The sequence below is a fragment of the Actinacidiphila rubida genome, assembly GCF_900110255.1.
In the GTDB taxonomy this organism is placed as follows: Bacteria; Actinomycetota; Actinomycetes; order Streptomycetales; family Streptomycetaceae; genus Actinacidiphila; species Actinacidiphila rubida.
Map to the genome: position 1 here is coordinate 161,139 of NZ_FODD01000011.1, position 17,320 is coordinate 178,458.

Annotated in this window: 13 protein-coding genes; 4 read left to right on the forward strand and 9 right to left on the reverse strand. The window is 74.4% G+C overall.

Features of this window, described 5'->3' with window-relative positions; genetic code table 11:
- Nucleotides 1-23 precede the first annotated feature (23 nt).
- A complete protein-coding gene (locus BMW99_RS13510) occupies nt 24-842 on the forward strand; it encodes a DUF5995 family protein (protein ID WP_075016863.1) in 819 nt (272 codons plus the stop codon).
- Here the strand turns inward: BMW99_RS13510 and BMW99_RS13515 are convergent.
- From BMW99_RS13515 to BMW99_RS13535, 5 genes are all read right to left on the reverse strand, one after another.
- Nucleotides 803-2,506: a flavin monoamine oxidase family protein gene (locus tag BMW99_RS13515; RefSeq protein WP_075016864.1), complete on the reverse strand. Its 1,704-nt coding sequence runs from the start codon at nt 2,504-2,506 to the stop codon at nt 803-805. The two genes, BMW99_RS13510 and BMW99_RS13515, sit on opposite strands and share 40 nt — an antisense overlap.
- Before the next feature lie 114 nt (nt 2,507-2,620).
- Nucleotides 2,621-3,430, reverse strand: a complete 810-nt coding sequence (locus tag BMW99_RS13520) for a carbon-nitrogen hydrolase family protein (RefSeq protein WP_075016865.1) — start codon at nt 3,428-3,430, stop codon at nt 2,621-2,623.
- A 291-nt stretch (nt 3,431-3,721) separates the two neighbouring features.
- Nucleotides 3,722-4,789, reverse strand: a complete 1,068-nt coding sequence (locus tag BMW99_RS13525; protein WP_075016866.1) for a PRC and DUF2382 domain-containing protein — start codon at nt 4,787-4,789, stop codon at nt 3,722-3,724.
- 199 nt (nt 4,790-4,988) lie between these two features.
- On the reverse strand, nt 4,989-5,444 hold the full coding sequence (locus tag BMW99_RS13530; protein ID WP_069466174.1) for an Lrp/AsnC family transcriptional regulator: 456 nt from the start codon (nt 5,442-5,444) through the stop codon (nt 4,989-4,991).
- A gap of 100 nt (nt 5,445-5,544) precedes the next feature.
- Entirely contained in the window at nt 5,545-6,984 is a 1,440-nt protein-coding gene (locus tag BMW99_RS13535; RefSeq protein WP_069466173.1) for a GuaB1 family IMP dehydrogenase-related protein, read from the reverse strand.
- Nucleotides 6,985-7,257: 273 nt separating this feature from the next.
- Here BMW99_RS13535 and BMW99_RS13540 point away from each other — a divergent pair, with 273 nt between their 5' ends.
- Nucleotides 7,258-8,328, forward strand: coding sequence for an alcohol dehydrogenase catalytic domain-containing protein (locus tag BMW99_RS13540; protein WP_069466172.1), 1,071 nt, complete (start codon nt 7,258-7,260; stop codon nt 8,326-8,328).
- 196 nt (nt 8,329-8,524) lie between these two features.
- On the forward strand, nt 8,525-9,685 hold the full coding sequence (locus BMW99_RS13545; RefSeq protein WP_069466171.1) for a site-2 protease family protein: 1,161 nt from the start codon (nt 8,525-8,527) through the stop codon (nt 9,683-9,685).
- Nucleotides 9,686-9,748: 63 nt separating this feature from the next.
- On the opposite strand, the gene BMW99_RS13550 is transcribed toward BMW99_RS13545, so the two are convergent.
- Nucleotides 9,749-10,735, reverse strand: coding sequence for a sugar-binding transcriptional regulator (locus BMW99_RS13550; RefSeq protein WP_245791448.1), 987 nt, complete (start codon nt 10,733-10,735; stop codon nt 9,749-9,751).
- 171 nt (nt 10,736-10,906) lie between these two features.
- Nucleotides 10,907-11,572, reverse strand: a complete 666-nt coding sequence (gene rpe, locus BMW99_RS13555; protein WP_069466169.1) for a ribulose-phosphate 3-epimerase — start codon at nt 11,570-11,572, stop codon at nt 10,907-10,909.
- A 248-nt stretch (nt 11,573-11,820) separates the two neighbouring features.
- Here rpe and BMW99_RS13560 point away from each other — a divergent pair, with 248 nt between their 5' ends.
- On the forward strand, nt 11,821-14,025 hold the full coding sequence (locus BMW99_RS13560; RefSeq protein WP_079138855.1) for an MMPL family transporter: 2,205 nt from the start codon (nt 11,821-11,823) through the stop codon (nt 14,023-14,025).
- Nucleotides 14,026-14,155: 130 nt separating this feature from the next.
- Here BMW99_RS13560 and BMW99_RS13565 read toward each other — a convergent pair whose 3' ends face one another.
- Both BMW99_RS13565 and fmt read right to left on the reverse strand, forming a co-directional pair.
- Nucleotides 14,156-15,610, reverse strand: coding sequence for an RsmB/NOP family class I SAM-dependent RNA methyltransferase (locus BMW99_RS13565; protein ID WP_075016867.1), 1,455 nt, complete (start codon nt 15,608-15,610; stop codon nt 14,156-14,158).
- Nucleotides 15,611-16,118: 508 nt separating this feature from the next.
- On the reverse strand, nt 16,119-17,054 hold the full coding sequence (fmt, locus tag BMW99_RS13570; protein WP_069467596.1) for a methionyl-tRNA formyltransferase: 936 nt from the start codon (nt 17,052-17,054) through the stop codon (nt 16,119-16,121).
- Nucleotides 17,055-17,320 lie beyond the last annotated feature (266 nt).

A 17,320-nucleotide genomic window follows, 5' to 3' on the forward strand; every position in this document is an offset into this window, starting at 1 on the left:
CCTCGGGTCCCGAGCCTGGGGCCATGACCGTCACGCCCGCCATGACCCCACGGCCCGGCCGTCCGGCACCGAGCGCGCGGCCCGCGGACCTGCGGGGCGTCCTGGACCGGATGCGGGCGCTGGCTGCCGCGCTGCCGCCGGACGACGGGGTAGCGGTTTTCAACGGCGTCTACCTGGCGGTCACCGAGGAGATCGAACGGCGGCTGACCGCCGGCGAGTTCGCGGTACCGGAGACCGCGGCCGCGCTCGCCGCACGGTTCGCCGGCCGCTATCTGGCGGCGGTCGGTGGCGGTAGCGGCGGGCGGCGCCCGCCGGACTGCTGGCGGACGCTGCTGCACCGGCGGGCCGACCGCCGCCTGCACGCCCTGCAGTTCGCCCTGGCCGGCGTCAACGCGCACGTCGGCCACGACCTGCCACTCGCGGTGGTCGGCACCGCGCGGGCGGCCGGGACGGAACTGGCGTGCCTGAGAACGGACTTCGACCGGGTCGGCGAGGTGCTCGCCGTCATCGAGACCCGGGTGCGGGAGCAGCTCATGCCCGGCCCCGACGCCCTGGAGGCGGCCGAGCCGCTCACCCATCTGGCCGGGGCGTGGAGCCTGGCGAGGGCGCGGGACGGAGCGTGGGCGACGGCCCGCCTGCTGTGGCTGCTGCGGCGGCACGGCGACGCCTACCGGGAGAGCGTGGAGCTGCTGGACGCGACCGTGGCGCTCACCGGGCGCCTGCTGCTCGCGCCCCTGCCGCTGCCCCGCGCCGCGGCCGGCCCCCGCCGCCCCGCGGCCGGCGCCCCTGGTCCGCGGGCGCCTCAGTCCTCCGGCAGCGTCACCGGCGCGATGTCGTCGTAGACGTCGCCGGGACCCGGGTTAAGCGGGTCGGTGCCGCCGCCGAGGTGGTGCATCACGCCCCACACCGCGTTCAGCGCGGTCTGCACCGCGCCCTCGGCCCAGCCCGCCGTCCACGAGACGTCGTCGCCGGCCAGGAACAGCCCGCGCTGGTCGGCGGGCAGCGCGTCCTGCATGAAGTGGGTGAACAGCCGCCGCTGGTAGCGGTAGTGGCCGGGCAGGTTGGCCTTGAACGCGCCCATGAAGTACGGCTCGTTCTCCCAGGAGACGGTCACCGGGTTGCCGATGATGTGACGCCTGATGTCGACGCCCGGGTAGATCTCGCCGAGCGACTTGAGCATGACCTCCATCCGCTCGTGCGCACTCAGCGGCAGCCACTTCAGGCTGTCGTCGCACCACGTGTACGACAGGCAGATCGCGGCGGGCCGGTCCGGGCCGTCGTCGAGCAGGTAGGTGCCGCGCGTCATCCGGTCGGTGAGGGTCATCGACATGGTGTCGCGCCCGGTCCGCGGGTCCTTGTCCAGCCAGAACGGCCGGTCGACGGGCACGAAGAGCTTGCTGGACTCCATGTAGTGGGTGCGCTCGATGGCCGTCCAGTGGTCGATCGGGAACAGCGAGTCGTCGCAGGAGATCTTCGACAGCAGCATCCAGCTCTGCGCGGTGAAGATCGCCGCCCGGTAGGTGCGGATGTCGCCGGTGGAGTCGGTGACGGTGATCCGGTTGCCGGCCGTGCGGTGCAGGCCGGTGACCGCGGGCCGCGGGTCGCCGCCGTGCAGCGAGCGCAGCGAGGTGCCGCGCGGCCAGTGCAGCAGCTTGTCCGGCTCGCGCTCCCAGAGCCGCAGCGGGAGCTGCTGGCTGCCGCCGACGATGCCGCGGTGGTCGTCGTCCGCGCCGGTGTAGACGACCCGCAGGATCTCCAGGATGGAGTTGGGGAAGTCGGTGTCCCACCCGCCGGTGCCGAAGCCGACCTGGCCGAAGATCTCGCGGTGCCGGAACGACGCGAACGCCGGGGAGTCGCACAGGAATCCGTAGAAGGTCTGGTTGTCCAGCTTCTCCACCAGCGCGGACCAGATCTCGCGGATCTTCGGTATGTCGCGGGTGCGCAGGGCGTGCTGCATCGCGGAGAAGTCGGCGCCCTCCTCCAGGCAGGCGTTCCACGCGTGCATCACCTGGCGGTAGACGTCGGGCAGGTCCTCCAGCGAGGTGGCGTAGTGGCTCTCGCCCTTGAGGTCCACGACGGTCGACGGGGTGTCCGGCGCCAGCGGGTTGGGGAACGGCCGGGTCTCCAGACCCACCAGGTCGACGTAGTGCTGGAAGGCGGTCGAGGACGGCGGGAAGCGCATCGCGCCCATCTCCGCGGTCAGGCCCGGGTCGCAGCCCTCGAACCCGACCGTGCGCAGCCGGCCGCCGATCCGGTCGGCCTCGTAGACCACGGGGCGCAGGCCCATCTTCATCAGCTCGTACGCGGCGACGATCCCCGACAGGCCGCCGCCGATCACCGCCACCTCGGTGCCGTGCTCGGTGGCCGGCACCGAGCCCAGGCCCGCGGGGTGGGCGAGGAAGTCGTCGTAGGCGTAGGGGAAGTCGGGGCCGAACATCGTGATGGCCGGCTGTGCCTGCGCCTCGATGTGCTGCTCGTCGTGGACGGCGGTGGGCACGGACGTCATGGGGCGGCTCTCCTGGTCGTACGCGGGGGCGGCGGTGCGGGGTGCGGGGCGGGCTGGCAGCGGGAGCGGTGCGGCTCCGGGCCGGTGCGGACCGGGGCGGGTGCGCCCGGCGGCTCAGGTCAGCGAGCGGTACAACTCCGGCCTGCGGTCGGCGAGATAGGGCGTCTCGGCACGGGCGGCGCGGACCGCCTCGGGGTCGACGGAGGCGACGAGGAGTTCGGGTCCGGCGCCGGCCCGCGCGCGGACCGTGCCGTCGGGCCCCGCCAGGCAGCTCAGTCCGGCGAAGTCGAACTCCCCTTCCGGGCCGCAGCGGTTGGCGTACGCGACGTGCATGCCGTTCTCGTACGCCCGGGCGGGCACGAGGACCTGCGGGACGAACTCGTAGGGGCGCATCAACGCCGTGGGGACCAGCAGCAGTTCGGTTCCGGCCAGCGCGTGGGCGCGCACGGCCTCGGGGAACTCCACGTCGTAGCAGATCAGCAGGCCGACCCGGACGCCGTCCACGGTGGCCTGCGCGAGCGGGCGGTCGCCGGGGGTGAACGCGGTCCTCTCGTAGTCGCCGAACAGGTGCGCCTTGCGGTACACGACCAGCTCCGCGCCGTCGGCGCCGACCAGGCGGACCGCGTTGAACACCGCGTCCCCGTCCGCGGTCACGCGCTCGGGGAAGCCGTAGGCGATCGCGATGCCGTGCCGGGCCGCGATCGCGTCGACGCGCGCCGCCGACGGGCCGTCCGCGGGCTCGGCCAGCTCGGCGACACGGACGCCGAGGGCGTAGCCGGTGAGGAACAGCTCGCTGGTGGCGAGCAGCCGCGCGCCCTGCGCGGCCGCCTGCGCCGCGGCCTCGTCCAGGGCCCGCAGGCTGTCCGCGACGGTCGCGGGCACGCCGGCGGGGCCTTGCAGCAGGGCGGTGCGCAACGGCGCCATGGAGCCTCTTTCGCCTGGTCAGGTGGGGTCTGCGGGGACTCCTTCGACGGTACGTCGCGGGGGTGGGCGGGCGGAAGGCGCGAACATTGCGACCGGTGATGCGATCCGTTGCGTCTTTTCCCCCGGAACCGGCGATTCGTTGCGCCGGGTGCGGCGGCACGGCCGGCGTCACTCCTGGTGCGGCGGTGCGGGCACGCGGAGGCGGGCATGCCGCGGCGGGCGCCCGCGCCCCGGGGTGGGGTGCGGGCGCCCGCCGTGAAAGGGGCCGCGGGCGCGGTCAGCGCGGGGCGGTCACTGGAAGCGCTGGTCCTTGCCGGCCTGACCGGTCTCCCTGGTGCCCTTGCCGGTCCCGTCGAACCCCATGTCGGACTCGATGCGCTCCTTGCGCACCCGGCCGCGGACGGTCTTCTCCTCGGTGCGCTCCTCCACGCGCATCCGCACGCGCTCCTTGGGGACCACCCGGGTGTCGATGACCGCCTCCTCCTCGTGGAGGGTGATGTACTGGTCGGCCTCGGAGATCTCCGGGTTCATGCCGCTCCGGGTCGCGTCGGTGATCGGCTCGCGTTCGAGCCTGACCTCCTCGTGCCGGATCGGCACCGTCTTCTCGACCTCCTCGACCTCGACGTACTTGTGCAGGCGGGCACGGCCCGAGGTGTGCCGCTGGACGTCGACCACCAGCTCCTCCTCGGAGCGGGTCATCATCTCCTGCCCCTCGGCCATGGCGCCCTTGCCGGAGGCCGGCGCCGACCGCCCGGAGGAGGCGGCGCGGTCCGCCGCGAAGCCGGTCCCGGTGCCGGCCTCGCTGCCGGACATGCCGGTGCCCGCGGACTTCTCGCTGCCGGCCGCGCTCTCGCGCATGCCGGCGGCCGCGCCGGACTTCGGGCCGCGGTCCATGCCGCTCTCGGCACCCATGCCGCCACCGGCGCCCTTGGAGGTACCGGCGCCCGACTCCTCGCCGCGCTTGGCGTGCCGGCCGGATATCCCGGCCGCCGCTCCGGCAGTCCCCGCCGCCGCGGCCTTCTCGCCTGCCGCGGCACCGCCGCTCTCGATGCCGTAGTAGCGGTACAGATGCCGCTCCTCCTCGACCGAGAGGTGTCCGCCCGAGTCGACGTCCACGTTCGGCGCGCCCTTGATCTTCTCCTTGTCGTAGGGGATCTCGAGATGGTCCTGGACCAGCTGGGCCGAGCGGGTCGGCACGAACGTCTCGTTGTTGCCGAAGAACCCGGTCTTCACGGTGACCCACTCGGGATCGCCGGTGGCGTCGTCCAGGTACATGTGCTTGGCGTCGCCGATCTTCTTCCCCGTGGAGTCGTGGACCGGATGGCCCACGACCTGGGATATCTGCTCGCGGGTGATCATGCCGCCTCCTTGAGGACTGCCGTGGCCGATCTCCGGCCTCACCCAGCGCGTTACCCCAATGGTGTAGACAAAACATCGCACTCACGCACAATCACGACATTTCACTGCGAGCAGGCGGCTCGTCCGGGCCGGAGCCGGCGGGCGTGCCCGGCCTTCCGGCCAGGGGAGGCGGGACCGGCCGGAACGCCCGGCGGCAGCCTCAGTCGGGGGCGCCGGCCCCGTAGCGGCGCAGCAGGGGGGACAGCACCAGCACGGACTTGGTGCGGGTCACGAAGGGCTCGCCGGCGATCCGCTCCAGTACCTGCTCGAAGTGGCGCACGTCGGACGCGAAGACCTGCACGACGGCGTCCGCCTCGCCGGTGACGGTGGAGGCCGAGGCCACCTCCGGGTAGCGGGCGAGGCCGCGGCGGATGTCGGAGGGCGAGGTGTTGTGCCGGCAGTACAGCTCGACCAGGGCCTCGGTCTGCCAGCCGAGTGCGGCCGGGTCGACACGCACCGTGAAACCGGTGATCGCCCCGGCCGCCAGCAGCCGGTCGACCCGGCGCTTGACGGCGGGCGCCGACAGGCCGACCTCGGCCCCGATGTCGGCGTAGGAGCGGCGCGCGTCGGCGGCCAGGGCGTGGACGATGCGTTCGTCGAGTTCGTTCAGCGGCACGTCGGGAGTGTCGCACGGGCCGGTCCCGGGGCGGCCGGGACGCCCCGCGCGGCACTCCGCGGCGACGGGGCCGGGAGCGCCGCGCGGCACTCCGCGGCGGCTACTGCCAGCTGGCGTGCAGCGGCTTGCCCTCGGCGTACCCGGCGGCGCTCTGCACGCCGACCACGGCCCGGTCGGCAAACTCCGCCAGCGACCCGGCGCCGGCGTAGGTGCAGGAGCTGCGGACGCCGGCCACGATCGAGTCGATCAGGTCCTCCACGCCGGGCCTGACCGGGTCGAGGAACATCCGCGAGGTGGAGATGCCCTCCTCGAACAGCGCCTTGCGGGCCCGGTCGTAGGCCGACTCCTCGCTGGTCCGGTTGCGCACCGCCCGTGCGGAGGCCATGCCGAACGACTCCTTGTAGAGGCGGCCGTCCGCGCTCTGCTGCAGGTCGCCCGGCGACTCGTAGGTGCCGGCGAACCAGGAGCCGATCATGACGTTGGACGCGCCCGCGGCCAGCGCCATCGCGACGTCCCGCGGGTGCCGCACGCCACCGTCGGCCCACACGTGCCTGCCGTGCCGGCGGGCCTCGGCGGCGCACTCCAGCACGGCGGAGAACTGCGGCCGGCCGACGCCGGTCATCATGCGGGTGGTGCACATCGCGCCGGGGCCGACGCCGACCTTGATGATGTCGGCGCCCGCCGCGACCAGGTCGCGCACGCCGTCGGCGGAGACCACGTTGCCCGCGACGATCGGCACCCGCGGGTCCAGGCCGCGCACGGCGCGCACCGCGGACAGCATCGACTCCTGGTGGCCGTGCGCGGTGTCCACCACGAGCGTGTCCGCACCGGCGTCGAGCAGCTGCTTGGCCTTGCCCGCCACGTCGCCGTTGATCCCCACGGCCGCGGCGATCCGCAGCCGGCCCTGGTCGTCGACCGCGGGTTCGTAGAGGGTGGCCCGCAGCGCCGCGGTGCGGGTGAGGATGCCGGCCAGCCGCCCGTCCGCGTCCACCGCGGGGGCGAGCTTGCGGTGCGCGTCCTCCAGGCGGTTGAAGGCCTCGCGCGGGTCGATCGCGGCGTCCAGCAGCAGCAGGTCGGTGGACATCACCTGGGACAGCTGGGTGAAGCGGTCCACGCCCGTCAGGTCGGACTCGGTGACGACGCCGACCGGCCGGCCGTCCTCGACGACGACCCCGGCGCCGTGGGCGCGCTTGGGCAGCAGCGCCAGCGCGTCGGCGACGGTCTGCGAGGGGGCGAGGGTGATGGGCGTGTCCAGCACCAGGTGGCGCGCCTTGACGTAGGCGATCACGTCGGCGACCACGTCGAGCGGGATGTCCTGCGGGATCACGACCAGCCCGCCGCGCCGGGCCACGGTCTCGGCCATCCGGCGCCCCGCGATCGCGGTCATGTTCGCCACGACCAGCGGGATCGTGGTCCCCGTGCCGTCGGGGGCCCGGAGGTCCACCGCCTGCCGGGAGCCGACCGCGCTGCGGCTCGGCACCATGAACACATCGTCGTACGTCAGGTCGTACGCGGGCTGCACATCATTCAGGAAACGCATCTCGACTCTCTCACCTGCGGAAACATCAGACAGCGGGCGGGGAGTCAGTTCCGAAGCCGGACAGACCGAACTGTGGCTCCTACGCCATCATCGTGGACGATCCGCGTTCGTGCACGGACACGGCGGATGTCTGTACCTTTCCCCAGCCCGGCGGCGGCCCGCCTGTCGTTTCGTCCAGACGGGCCGGTGACCGCCGTCCGCTGCCCGTGCGAGGCCGGGCGACCGCGAGGAGGCTGGAGGGAGGGTCACCCGCGCGGCGCGAGGAGGAACGCCATGAAAGCACTCGTCTTCAACGGTCCTGGCCGGTCCTCCTGGCAGGACGCCCGGGACCCGGCGGTCCAGGACCCGGCCGACGCGATCGTCCGGGTCGAGGCCACCACCATCTGCGGCACCGACCTGCACATCCTGGCGGGCGACGTGCCGGACGTGCCGCCGGGCACGGTCCTGGGGCACGAGGCCGTGGGCCGGGTCGTCGAGACGGGCAGCGCGGTGCGCGCGGTGCGGCCGGGCGACCGGGTGCTGGTCTCCTGCATCAGCGGCTGCGGCCGGTGCCGGTTCTGCCGCGAGGCCGCCTACGGCCAGTGCACCGAGGGCGGCGGCTGGATCCTCGGGCACCGCATCGACGGCACCCAGGCGGAGTTCGTGCGGGTGCCGTTCGCCGACATGTCGCTGTACTCGCTGCCGGAATCCGTCCCGGCCAGGGACGCGGTGCTGCTCTCGGACATCTTCCCGACCGCCTACGAGGTGGGCGTGCTCAAGGGGCGGGTGCGCCCCGGGGACACGGTCGTCGTGGTCGGCGCGGGTCCCATCGGGCTGGCCGCGATCGCCGGCGCGCAGCTGTTCTCGCCGTCCCGGATCGTCGCCGTGGACCCCGCGGCGATCCGCCTGGAGGCGGCCAAGGCCCTCGGCGCCGACGCCATCGCCACGCCGGCCGAGGCCGAGCCGCTGGTCGCGGACCTGACCGGTGGCCTGGGCGCCGACGTGGTGATCGAGGCGGTGGGGCTGCCGGAGAGCTTCGAGCAGTGCACCCGCATGGTCCGCCCCGGCGGCCGGCTGGCCAACGTCGGGGTGCACGGCGGGCCCGCCACGCTGCATCTGGAGGACGCGTGGTTCAGGAACCTGACGATCACGACCGGGCTGGTGGACGCCTCGTCCACCGCCACCCTGCTGCAGATGCTGACCGACCGCAGGCTGCCCGTCGCCGCCCTGGTCACCCACACCTTCGAGCTGGGGCAGATGGAGGAGGCGTACGACATCTTCGCGCGCGCCGCCGACACGGGCGCTCTCAAGGTGATCCTCGGCGAACCGCAGCACGACGAGCTGACGCTGCGGACCGCGGCCTGACCATCCGTCCGGCCATCGACCTGGCCATCGGCCCGGCCGCCGGCCCCCGCCCGGCGGCCGGCGGCCCGCACCGCGCCCGGTGCCCGGACGGCCCCGCGGGCCTGGCCGTGCCGCACCGAGCGAGGGAGGCTGGAGGTACCGGGCCGCGCGGGACATCGCGCGGCGCGGCGCCCCGGGCGCCGGAAGAAGGGCTCCCATGACCGGGTCGTTCAGGATCGGACGGATCGGCGGGGTGCCGCTGCGCCTGCACTGGAGCGTGCCGGTGCTGGTGATCGTGATCGGCTACGGGCTCGGGCGCGGCACACTGCCCGCCTGGGTGCCCGACCGGTCGGGCGCGGTCTACGCGGCCACCGCGGTGATCGGCTCGGTGCTGCTCGCCGTGAGCCTGCTGCTGCACGAGGCCGCGCACGCGACCGCGGCCCGCAGGAGCGGCATCGACGTCGAGGACGTGACCCTGTGGGCTCTGGGCGGCGTGACGCGGATGGGCCGCCCCCGGACCGCGGGCGTGGCGCTGTGGGTGGCGATCGTGGGGCCGCTCGCGAGCCTGGTCATCGGCGGCGCCGCGCTCGGCGCGGGGATCGGCCTGCACTCGGCGCCGAGCTGGGCGCTGCCGGCCGCCCTGCTGGCCTGGCTCGGCTGGGCGAACCTGCTGCTGGGTGTCTTCAACCTGCTGCCGGCGGTGCCGCTGGACGGCGGCCGGGTGCTGCAGGCGGTGATCTGGCTCGCCGTCAAGGACCGCGACCGCTCGGAGCTGGCCGCCGACCGCGGCGGGCAGATCGTCGGCGGGCTGATCGTGGCGGCCGGCTGGTACCTGATACTGCGCGGCGACGCGGGCGGCCTGTGGATCGCGGTCGTCGGCCTGTTCATCGCCTTCACCGCGAGCATGGAGCGCAGACGCGTCGCCATCACCTCGGCGCTGCGCGGGGTGAAGGTGGCCGACGCGATGACGGCACCGGTGACGACCGCGTCCGACTGGCTGACCGTCGACCGGTTCATCGAGGGCGAGGCCGGCCGGTCGGGGCACGCGGTCGTGCCGCTCACCGACCTCAACGGCAGCCCGACGGGCATCGTGCAGGCGCGGAGCGTGGCGATGGTGCCGGTCGAGCAGCGGGAGGACGTCCGGCTGCGCCAGGTGGCGACACCGCTCGCGCAGTGCACGGTGGCCCGCCCCGACGACCTGCTCAACGACGTGGTCGAGGGCATCCGCACGCAGATCGGGCTGCGCATCCTCGTCGTCGACGGGCACCGCCTGGTGGGCATCGTGACCCCGGACGACCTCACCCGCGTCGTCCAGCGGCGGACGACACGGGCCCGTGCGGCCGACCGTCCCGCCGCTCCCCCGCCGCGCTGGCGCTGACCACCCGTCGGGTCACGCCTCGCGCCGCCGGGTCACGCACGCGCCGGCCGGGGCGGCCGGGTGTCAGGAGCCGTCGGGGTCGGCGCGGTCCAGCGCCGGGCGCGGTGCGGGCCCGGTGGAGTGCAGCAGATGGTCGGCGGCGGCGGTGTCGGTGACCAGGCTGGTCACCAGGCCCGAGCGCAGCACGGCGTCGATCGCGCCGGCCTTCTTCATACCGCCGGCGATGGCCAGCACCTCGGGAATCCGGCGCAGCCGGTCCGCCTCGATGGTGATGCACCGCTCGCCGAGGTCGCGCCCGACCCGCCGGCCCTGCGCGTCGAACAGGTGCGAGGACATCTCGGCGGCCACGCCCAGCCCCGCGTAGTGCTCCCGCTCGTCGTCGCTGAGCGCGTCGTGAACGGTGGAGATGCCCGCCGCCCACGACCCGATGGACACCACGGCGACGGTGACCTTGTCGAAGTAGCTCATGGCGGCGGCGATCTGGCTCTGCGCGCGCAGCGCCGACGCGGTGGCCGGGTCGGCGAGCACCATCGGCGCGTACAGCGGGTGGGCCTCGCCGCCGGAGACGGCGGCCGCGGTGCGCACCGCCTCCACCGAGCCGCGCTCGGCGGTGCCGACGTCGTACACGCCCGTCAACTGCACGACGGTGCACGGCGCGAGGCGGTCCAGCGCGTTGGCCATGGTGATGATGGAGCGGCCCCAGGCCAGGCCCAGCACGTCGCCGTCGCTGACGAGTTCACCGAGCAGGTCGGCGGCGACCGCGCCGAGGTTCTCCGGGTCCGGGGCGTCCGCCTGGTCCGCCGGGGTCTCCACGACGACCGCGTGCCGCAGCCCGTAGTGGGCCCGCAGGGCGTCCGAGCGCTCGGCGTCCAGTTCGGCCGGGACCCTGATCTCGATCCGCACCAGATCGCGTTCGAGGGCGGTCTCCAGGACCCGCGCCACCTTGAACCGGCTGACCCCGAACTCCTCGGCGATCTGGATCTTCGACTTGCCCTCCAGGTAGAAGCGACGTGCCATCGCCGCCGCCTGGACCATCTCGCCGGGGCCCATGCGCACCTGTGTGCGGCCTGTGCTCACGTCGCCACTCCCCAGTAGCCCATCTGATCCACTTCGCGCTCATCCTCGCAGACTCGCCGGGTTACGGGCGCGTAGCCTTCCGTTGGTCCGCATACATTCACCGGGCACCACCAAGACGTCCGTACTCCCGTCAGCCGGCCGCCCTCACCGGGCGAGGGCCGACGCCGCCTGCTCGCGCAGCGCCTTGACCGCGGCGGCCGGATCGTCCGCCCCGTACACCGCGGAACCGGCGACGAAGACGTCCGCGCCGGCCTCCGCGCAGCGCTCGATGGTCTCGGCCGAGACCCCTCCGTCGACCTGCAGCCACATCTGCAGCCCGTAGCGGTCGATCAGGGCCCGGGTGCGGCGGATCTTCGGCAGCATGATGTCGAGGAACGCCTGCCCGCCGAAGCCCGGCTCCACCGTCATGACGAGCAGCATGTCCAGTTCCGGCAGCAGGTCCTCGTACGGCTCGATCGGCGTCGCGGGCTTCAGCGCCATCGACGCCCGCGCGCCCTTGGCACGGATCTCCCGGGCCAGCCGTACCGGCGCCGCCGCGGCCTCGGCGTGGAAGGTCACCGAGCCCGCGCCCGCCTCCACGAAGGCCGGCGCCCACCGGTCGGGCTGCTCGATCATCAGATGGCAGTCCAGCGGGATGCCGGTGGCCCGCCGCAGCGACTCGACGACGGGGACCCCCAGCGTGAGGTTGGGCACGAAGTGGTTGTCCATCACGTCGACATGGAGCCAGTCGGCTCCTTCGACCGCCTGTGCCTCTTCGGCCAGTCGGGCGAAATCGGCGGAAAGGATGCTGGGGCTGATCTGCACGCTCATATGCCCAGCAAAGCAGATCGGCAAGCCCCGCGGGACCGGCTGTCCAGCCGGTTCGGCGCGTCACCGCGCCCATGCGGCCGGCGGGCACCGCGCGCGGCCCGCCGCACGCCGCCCGAAGGCCGTCCGGCGTTCACAGGAACCTCCGGGCGAAACGCGTCCCGCGGTGCCATGCTGGTCCCTGGCCACCCGCCGTACAGCTGTACGGCGGGGCCGGGGGACACCACGAGCGAAGCAGGGGGATCGCGGTAATGGCGGGCGGAACGGACAGGGCGGGCGGCAGAGACGGCCGGGGCGACGGTGCCACACGAGTGGCCGTGCCCCGGGGAATCGCGCACTTGGTCTGCGGACGGCGCAGCAAGTGGGTGGTCCTGGCACTGTGGATCATCGTGCTGGTGGCGGTGTCGCCGCTGGCACAGAAACTGACGGACGCACAGAAGAACGACGCGGCGAGCTGGCTGCCCGGCAACGCCGAGTCGACGCAGGTGCTCAACCTGCAGAAGCAGTTCGTGCCGGAGTCGGCTCCGGCGGTCGTGGTCTACGCCAGGGACGGCGGGCTGACCGCGGCGGACAAGGCCGCCATCGACAAGGACGTGGCCGCGGTCAGGGCGATGACCGCCCACGGCATCATCGGCAGCCGGCTGGTCGGGCCGCAGTTCAACCAGCCGCAGAACCCGGTGGCCGCGCAGTTCATCGTGCCGATCGTGATGGGCGAGAGCGGCTGGACCTCGCTGTCGGACGCGGTGAAGGAGATCCGGGCCACCACCGGCGAGAGCAGCAGCGGGCTCCAGGTGCACATCACCGGCCCCGGCGGTTTCGCCGCCGACTCCAACGACGCCTTCCAGGGGATCGACGGGACCCTGCTGTTCTCGGCGCTGGGCGTCGTCATCGTCATCCTGCTCATCACCTACCGCAGCCTGAGCCTGCTCCTGCTGCCGGTGATCTCGGTGGTGGGTGCGCTGTTCACCGCCGAGGCGGTGATCTACCTGCTGGCCCGACACGCCGGGCTGGTCGTCAACGCGCAGAGCGCCGGCATCCTGACGGTGCTGGTGTTCGGCGCGGGAACCGACTACGCGCTGCTGCTGGTGGCCCGCTACCGCGAGGAGCTGCGCCGCCACGCCGACCGCCACGAGGCGATGGCCCAGGCCCTGCACCGCGCGGGACCGGCCATCATCGCCAGCGCGGCGACCGTGGCGCTCAGCATGCTCTGCCTGCTGGCCGCCGAGATGAACTCCACCTCCGGACTCGGCCCGGTCGCGGCCGTCGGCGTCGCGGTCGCACTGGTCGCCATGGTGACGCTGTTCCCCGCGCTGCTGGTGATCTTCGGCCGCTGGGTGTTCTGGCCGGTCGTTCCGCACGTCGGGACGCCGGAGCCGACCCGGACCGGGCTGTGGGCGCGGATCGGCGACCGGGTCAGCCGCCGCCCGCGCGCCGTGTGGGCGACGACCGTGGTGATCCTGGGCGCGCTGGGCCTCGGCCTGTTCTCGCTGAACGCCTCGGGGCTCGCCCAGGCCGACAGCTTCACGAACACCCCGGACTCGGTGGTCGGCCAGCACCTCCAGGCGAAGTACTTCCCGGCCGGCGGCGGGCAGCCGCTCGTCGTCATCGCCAGGTCCGGAGCGACCTCACAGGTGACGTCCGCGCTCAGCGGCATCAAGGGCGTGGTGCCGGGATCGGTCGGCACGCCACCGGGCGTCACCCCCGTCAGGAACGGCCGGGTCTACCTGGAGGCGACCCTCACCGACCGGCCGGACAGCGACGCGGCCAAGACCACCGTGGACCGGGCCCGCACCACGCTCCACGCGATCCCGGGCGCGGACGCCAAGGTGGGCGGGGGCGCGGCCGTCATCAAGGACACCGCGGAGGCGTCGTCGCACGACGACATCCTGCTGATCCCGCTGATCCTGCTGGTGGTCCTGGTGATCCTCTCGGTGCTGCTGCGGGCGGTGATCGCGCCGCTGGTGCTCATCGGCACGGTGGTGCTGTCGTTCGCCGCGGCGCTCGGGGTCAGCGCGCTGGCCTTCCGGCACGTGCTCGACTTCGCGGGCGAGGACACCTCGTTCCCGCTGTTCGTCTTCGTGTTCCTGGTGGCCCTGGGCATCGACTACAACATCTTCCTGATGACCCGGATCCGTGAGGAGAGCGCGCTGCACGGCACGCGTGACGGCGTGCGGATCGGCCTGGCGGCGACCGGCGGCGTGATCACCTCGGCCGGCCTGGTGCTGGCCGGCACGTTCGCGGTGCTGGGCACGCTGCCGGTGGTCGGCTTCGCCGAGATCGGCTTCGCGGTCGCCTTCGGCGTGCTGCTCGACACCTTCGTGGTGCGCTCGGTGCTGGTGTCGGCGATCACCCTCGACATCGGCGACCGCGTCTGGTGGCCGGGCCGGCTGGCCACCCCGCGCCCGCCGGCGCCGCGGGTGAGCCCGCGGGAGGACGTGCCGGCCGAGCAGCCGTAGCGGCGGCGGCCCGGGGCGGAGAAGTCCCACGGCGGACGGCCGGCACACGCCCCCTCGGGGCCGGGTGCCGGCCGTCCGGCCGTTCCGCACCGTTCCGCCGCACCGGCACCGGCGCCGCCCCGCGGGCGGCTCAGGCGGTGCGGCGCAGCAGTGCCAGGTACATCGCGTCCGTGCCGTGCCGGTGCGGCCACAGCTGGACGTCCGGCCCGTCGCCCAGGTCGGGCACGCCGGGCATCAGCGGCCGGGCGTCGAGGAGTTCGGCGGCGGGCGCGCGCTCGGACCGCAGCACGTCGTCGACGACGGCGCGGGTCTCGGCCAGATGCGGCGAGCAGGTGGCGTAGCCGACCACGCCGCCGACCCGCACCGCGTTCAACGCCTCGGTGAGCAGGCCGCGTTGGAGCGGCCCGAACCCGGCGACGTCCTCGGCGCGGCGGCGCCAGCGGGCCTCGGGACGGCGGCGCAGCGCGCCGAGGCCGGTGCACGGCACGTCCACCAGCACCCGGTCGAACGTGCCCGGCGCCCACGCCGGGCGCGTGCCGTCGGCCACCACCACCTGGTACGGGCCGGGGTTGCCGGCCAGGGTGCGGGAGACCAGGCGGGCGCGGTGCGGCTGCTTCTCCGCGGCGACCAGCAGCGCGCCGCGCTCGGCCGCGAACGCCGCCAGCAGCGCGGCCTTGCCGCCGGGGCCCGCGCAGCCGTCCAGCCAGCGGGTGTCGGGGCCGTCGAGCGGTGCCGCGGCGAGCGCGGTCGCCACCAGCTGGCTGCCCTCGTCCTGCACGCCGGCCCGGCCCTCGCGGACGGCCGGCACCGACGCCGGGTCGCCGCCCTCGGCGAGCCGGACCGCGTACGGGGACCAGCGACCGGGCTCGCCCGCGCCCTCCGGCAGCCCGTCGGCGATCTCCTGCGCGGTGGACCGGCCGGGGCGGGCCACCAGCGTCACCTCGGGCCGCGCGTTGTCGGCGGCCAGCAGCTCCTCGATGCCGTCGCGCCCGCCGCCCAGCGCGTCCCACAGCGCGCCGACGATCCAGCGGGGGTGGGCGTGCACGACGGACAGGTGCTCCTCGGGGTCCTCGTCGTACGGCGGCGCGACCTTCTCCAGCCACGTGTCCAGGTCGTGGGCGCTGATCTTGCGGAGCACCGCGTTGACGAACCGGGCCCGGCCGTCGCCGAGCACCACGCGCGCCAGCTCGACGGTCGCGGAGACCGCGGCGTGCGGCGGAATGCGGGTGGCGAGCAACTGGTGGGCGCCGAGCGCGAGGACGTCGAGGACCGGCGGGTCCACCTCCCGCAGCGGCCGGTCCACGCAGGCGGCGATCACCGCGTCGTAGGTGCCCTGGTGGCGGAGCGTGCCGTAGACCAGCTCGGTCGCCAGCGCGGCGTCCCTGCGGTCGAACGTGCGGCCCTTGCGCGCCGCCTCCGCCTCGGCCTCGCGCAGCAGTGCGGGCAGGACGAGGTTGGCGTAGGCGTCCCGCTCCCCCACCGCGCGCAGCGCCTCGAACGCCAGGATCCTGACGGGGTCGCGCTGCGGTCGGCGGTACGGCTTGCCCTGCTGTCCGCCCTGCGGGCGGCGCGGCTGGTGGTTCACGTGAAAGGTGCTCCGGATGTGTGTCGTCCGCGGTCGCCGTCCAGCGTACGACGTCCCCCACCGGCCCCCGCCCACGCACCTTCCCGGAGTGGCCCCGGCTCCCTGCGGTTCGCGACGGCCGGCCGATGACGGCGAGGCACCGAAGCCGACGGTCGGGGTGCGCAGCCGTGGCATCACACGAGCGCGGGGGTGGCGCCGCAGCGGGCGACGGCTGGCCTGGACGGCCACCCACGCGCCGGACCGCGAGCCCGGAGCCCGCGGCACCCCCGAGCCTCAGCCCAGCGCCCGGACACCCGCAGGACACCCACCCCCGCGGCGGAAGCCCGCACGCCGGGGCGGGCGCAAGACGGACGCCGACCGCGGGCCGCGAGCCCGGGGCGGCCGCGTCTGGCGACGCCGGTCCGGGCGACCACCCATGCGCCGGGGCGCGAGCCCCCACCCCGAGCGCGCCCGGAGGGCGCGATACCCCCGAGCCACAACCCATGGCGCCCGGACGCGGGCCGCGGCCCTACGCGGCGCCGAGGCGGGTGCCGGAGGCGGCGCGGGTGCCGCGGGCCCAGTCGGCGGCGGCCATCCGCTTCTTGCCGACGGCCTGGACCTCGCCGAGTTCGACGGCGTGGCTGCCGGTGCCGACGTGCACGGCGTTCTTGGCGACGGCGATCTCGCCGGGCGCGAGGTCGGTGCGGTCCGGGGCCGGACGGACGGGGCCGAGCTTGAGCCGCTCGCCCTCGATCAGGGTCCACGCGCCGGGCGCCGGAGTGCAGCCCCGGATCAGGCGGTCGACGCGCAGCGCGGGAGCGGTCCAGTCCACCTCCGCGTCCTCGACGGTGATCTTGGGGGCGACGGTCACGCCGTCGGACGGCTGCGGTCGCGCGACGAGCTCGCCGCTCTCGATGCCGTCCATGGTGGCGGCCAGCAGGCGGGCGCCGCTGTGCGAGAGGCGGGTGAGCAGGTCGCCGCTGGTGTCGGCGGGACGGATGTCCTCGGTGATCACCCCGTAGACCGGGCCGGAGTCCAGGCCCTGCTCGATCAGGAAGGTGGACGCGCCGGTCACCTCGTCACCGGCCATCACCGCGTGCTGCACGGGCGCCGCGCCGCGCCAGGCGGGCAGCAGCGAGAAGTGCAGGTTGACCCAGCCCCTGGCCGGGACGTCCAGGGCGACCTTGGGCAGCAGCGCGCCGTAGGCGACCACCGGACAGCAGTCCGGGGCGATCTCCCGCAGCCGGGTCAGGAAGTCCTCGTCGCGCGGCCGCTGAGGCTTCAGCACCTCGATCCCGGCCTCCTCGGCGCGCTGTGCGACCGGGCTGGCGACGAGCCGGCGGCCGCGGCCCGCGGTCGCGTCGGGACGGGTGACGACGGCGACGACCTCGTGCCGCGGCGAGGCGAGCAGGGCGTCCAGGGCGGGAACGGCGACCTCGGGGGTGCCGGCGAAGACGAGCCTCATCGTGCGGGGTGTGCCTCTCGGTTGGCTCTCGGTTGGCGCGGTGGTCGCGTGGCCGGTCCGTGCGGTCTCTCCGGGCGCGGGGGCATGGGCGAGGCGTCAATTCTAGGGCGGCAGGGGCCGGGGGGTGCACGCGCCGCCGCGCGCCCCCCGGCAGGAGTGCCGCGCCCCTACGGGCGTGACCCCTGGGGGAGCTGGCGCGTTGGTCAAGAGAGTTTGACCGAAATCGGGTCAATGCACACGACAATACGCACGGCCCGTTCCAAGAA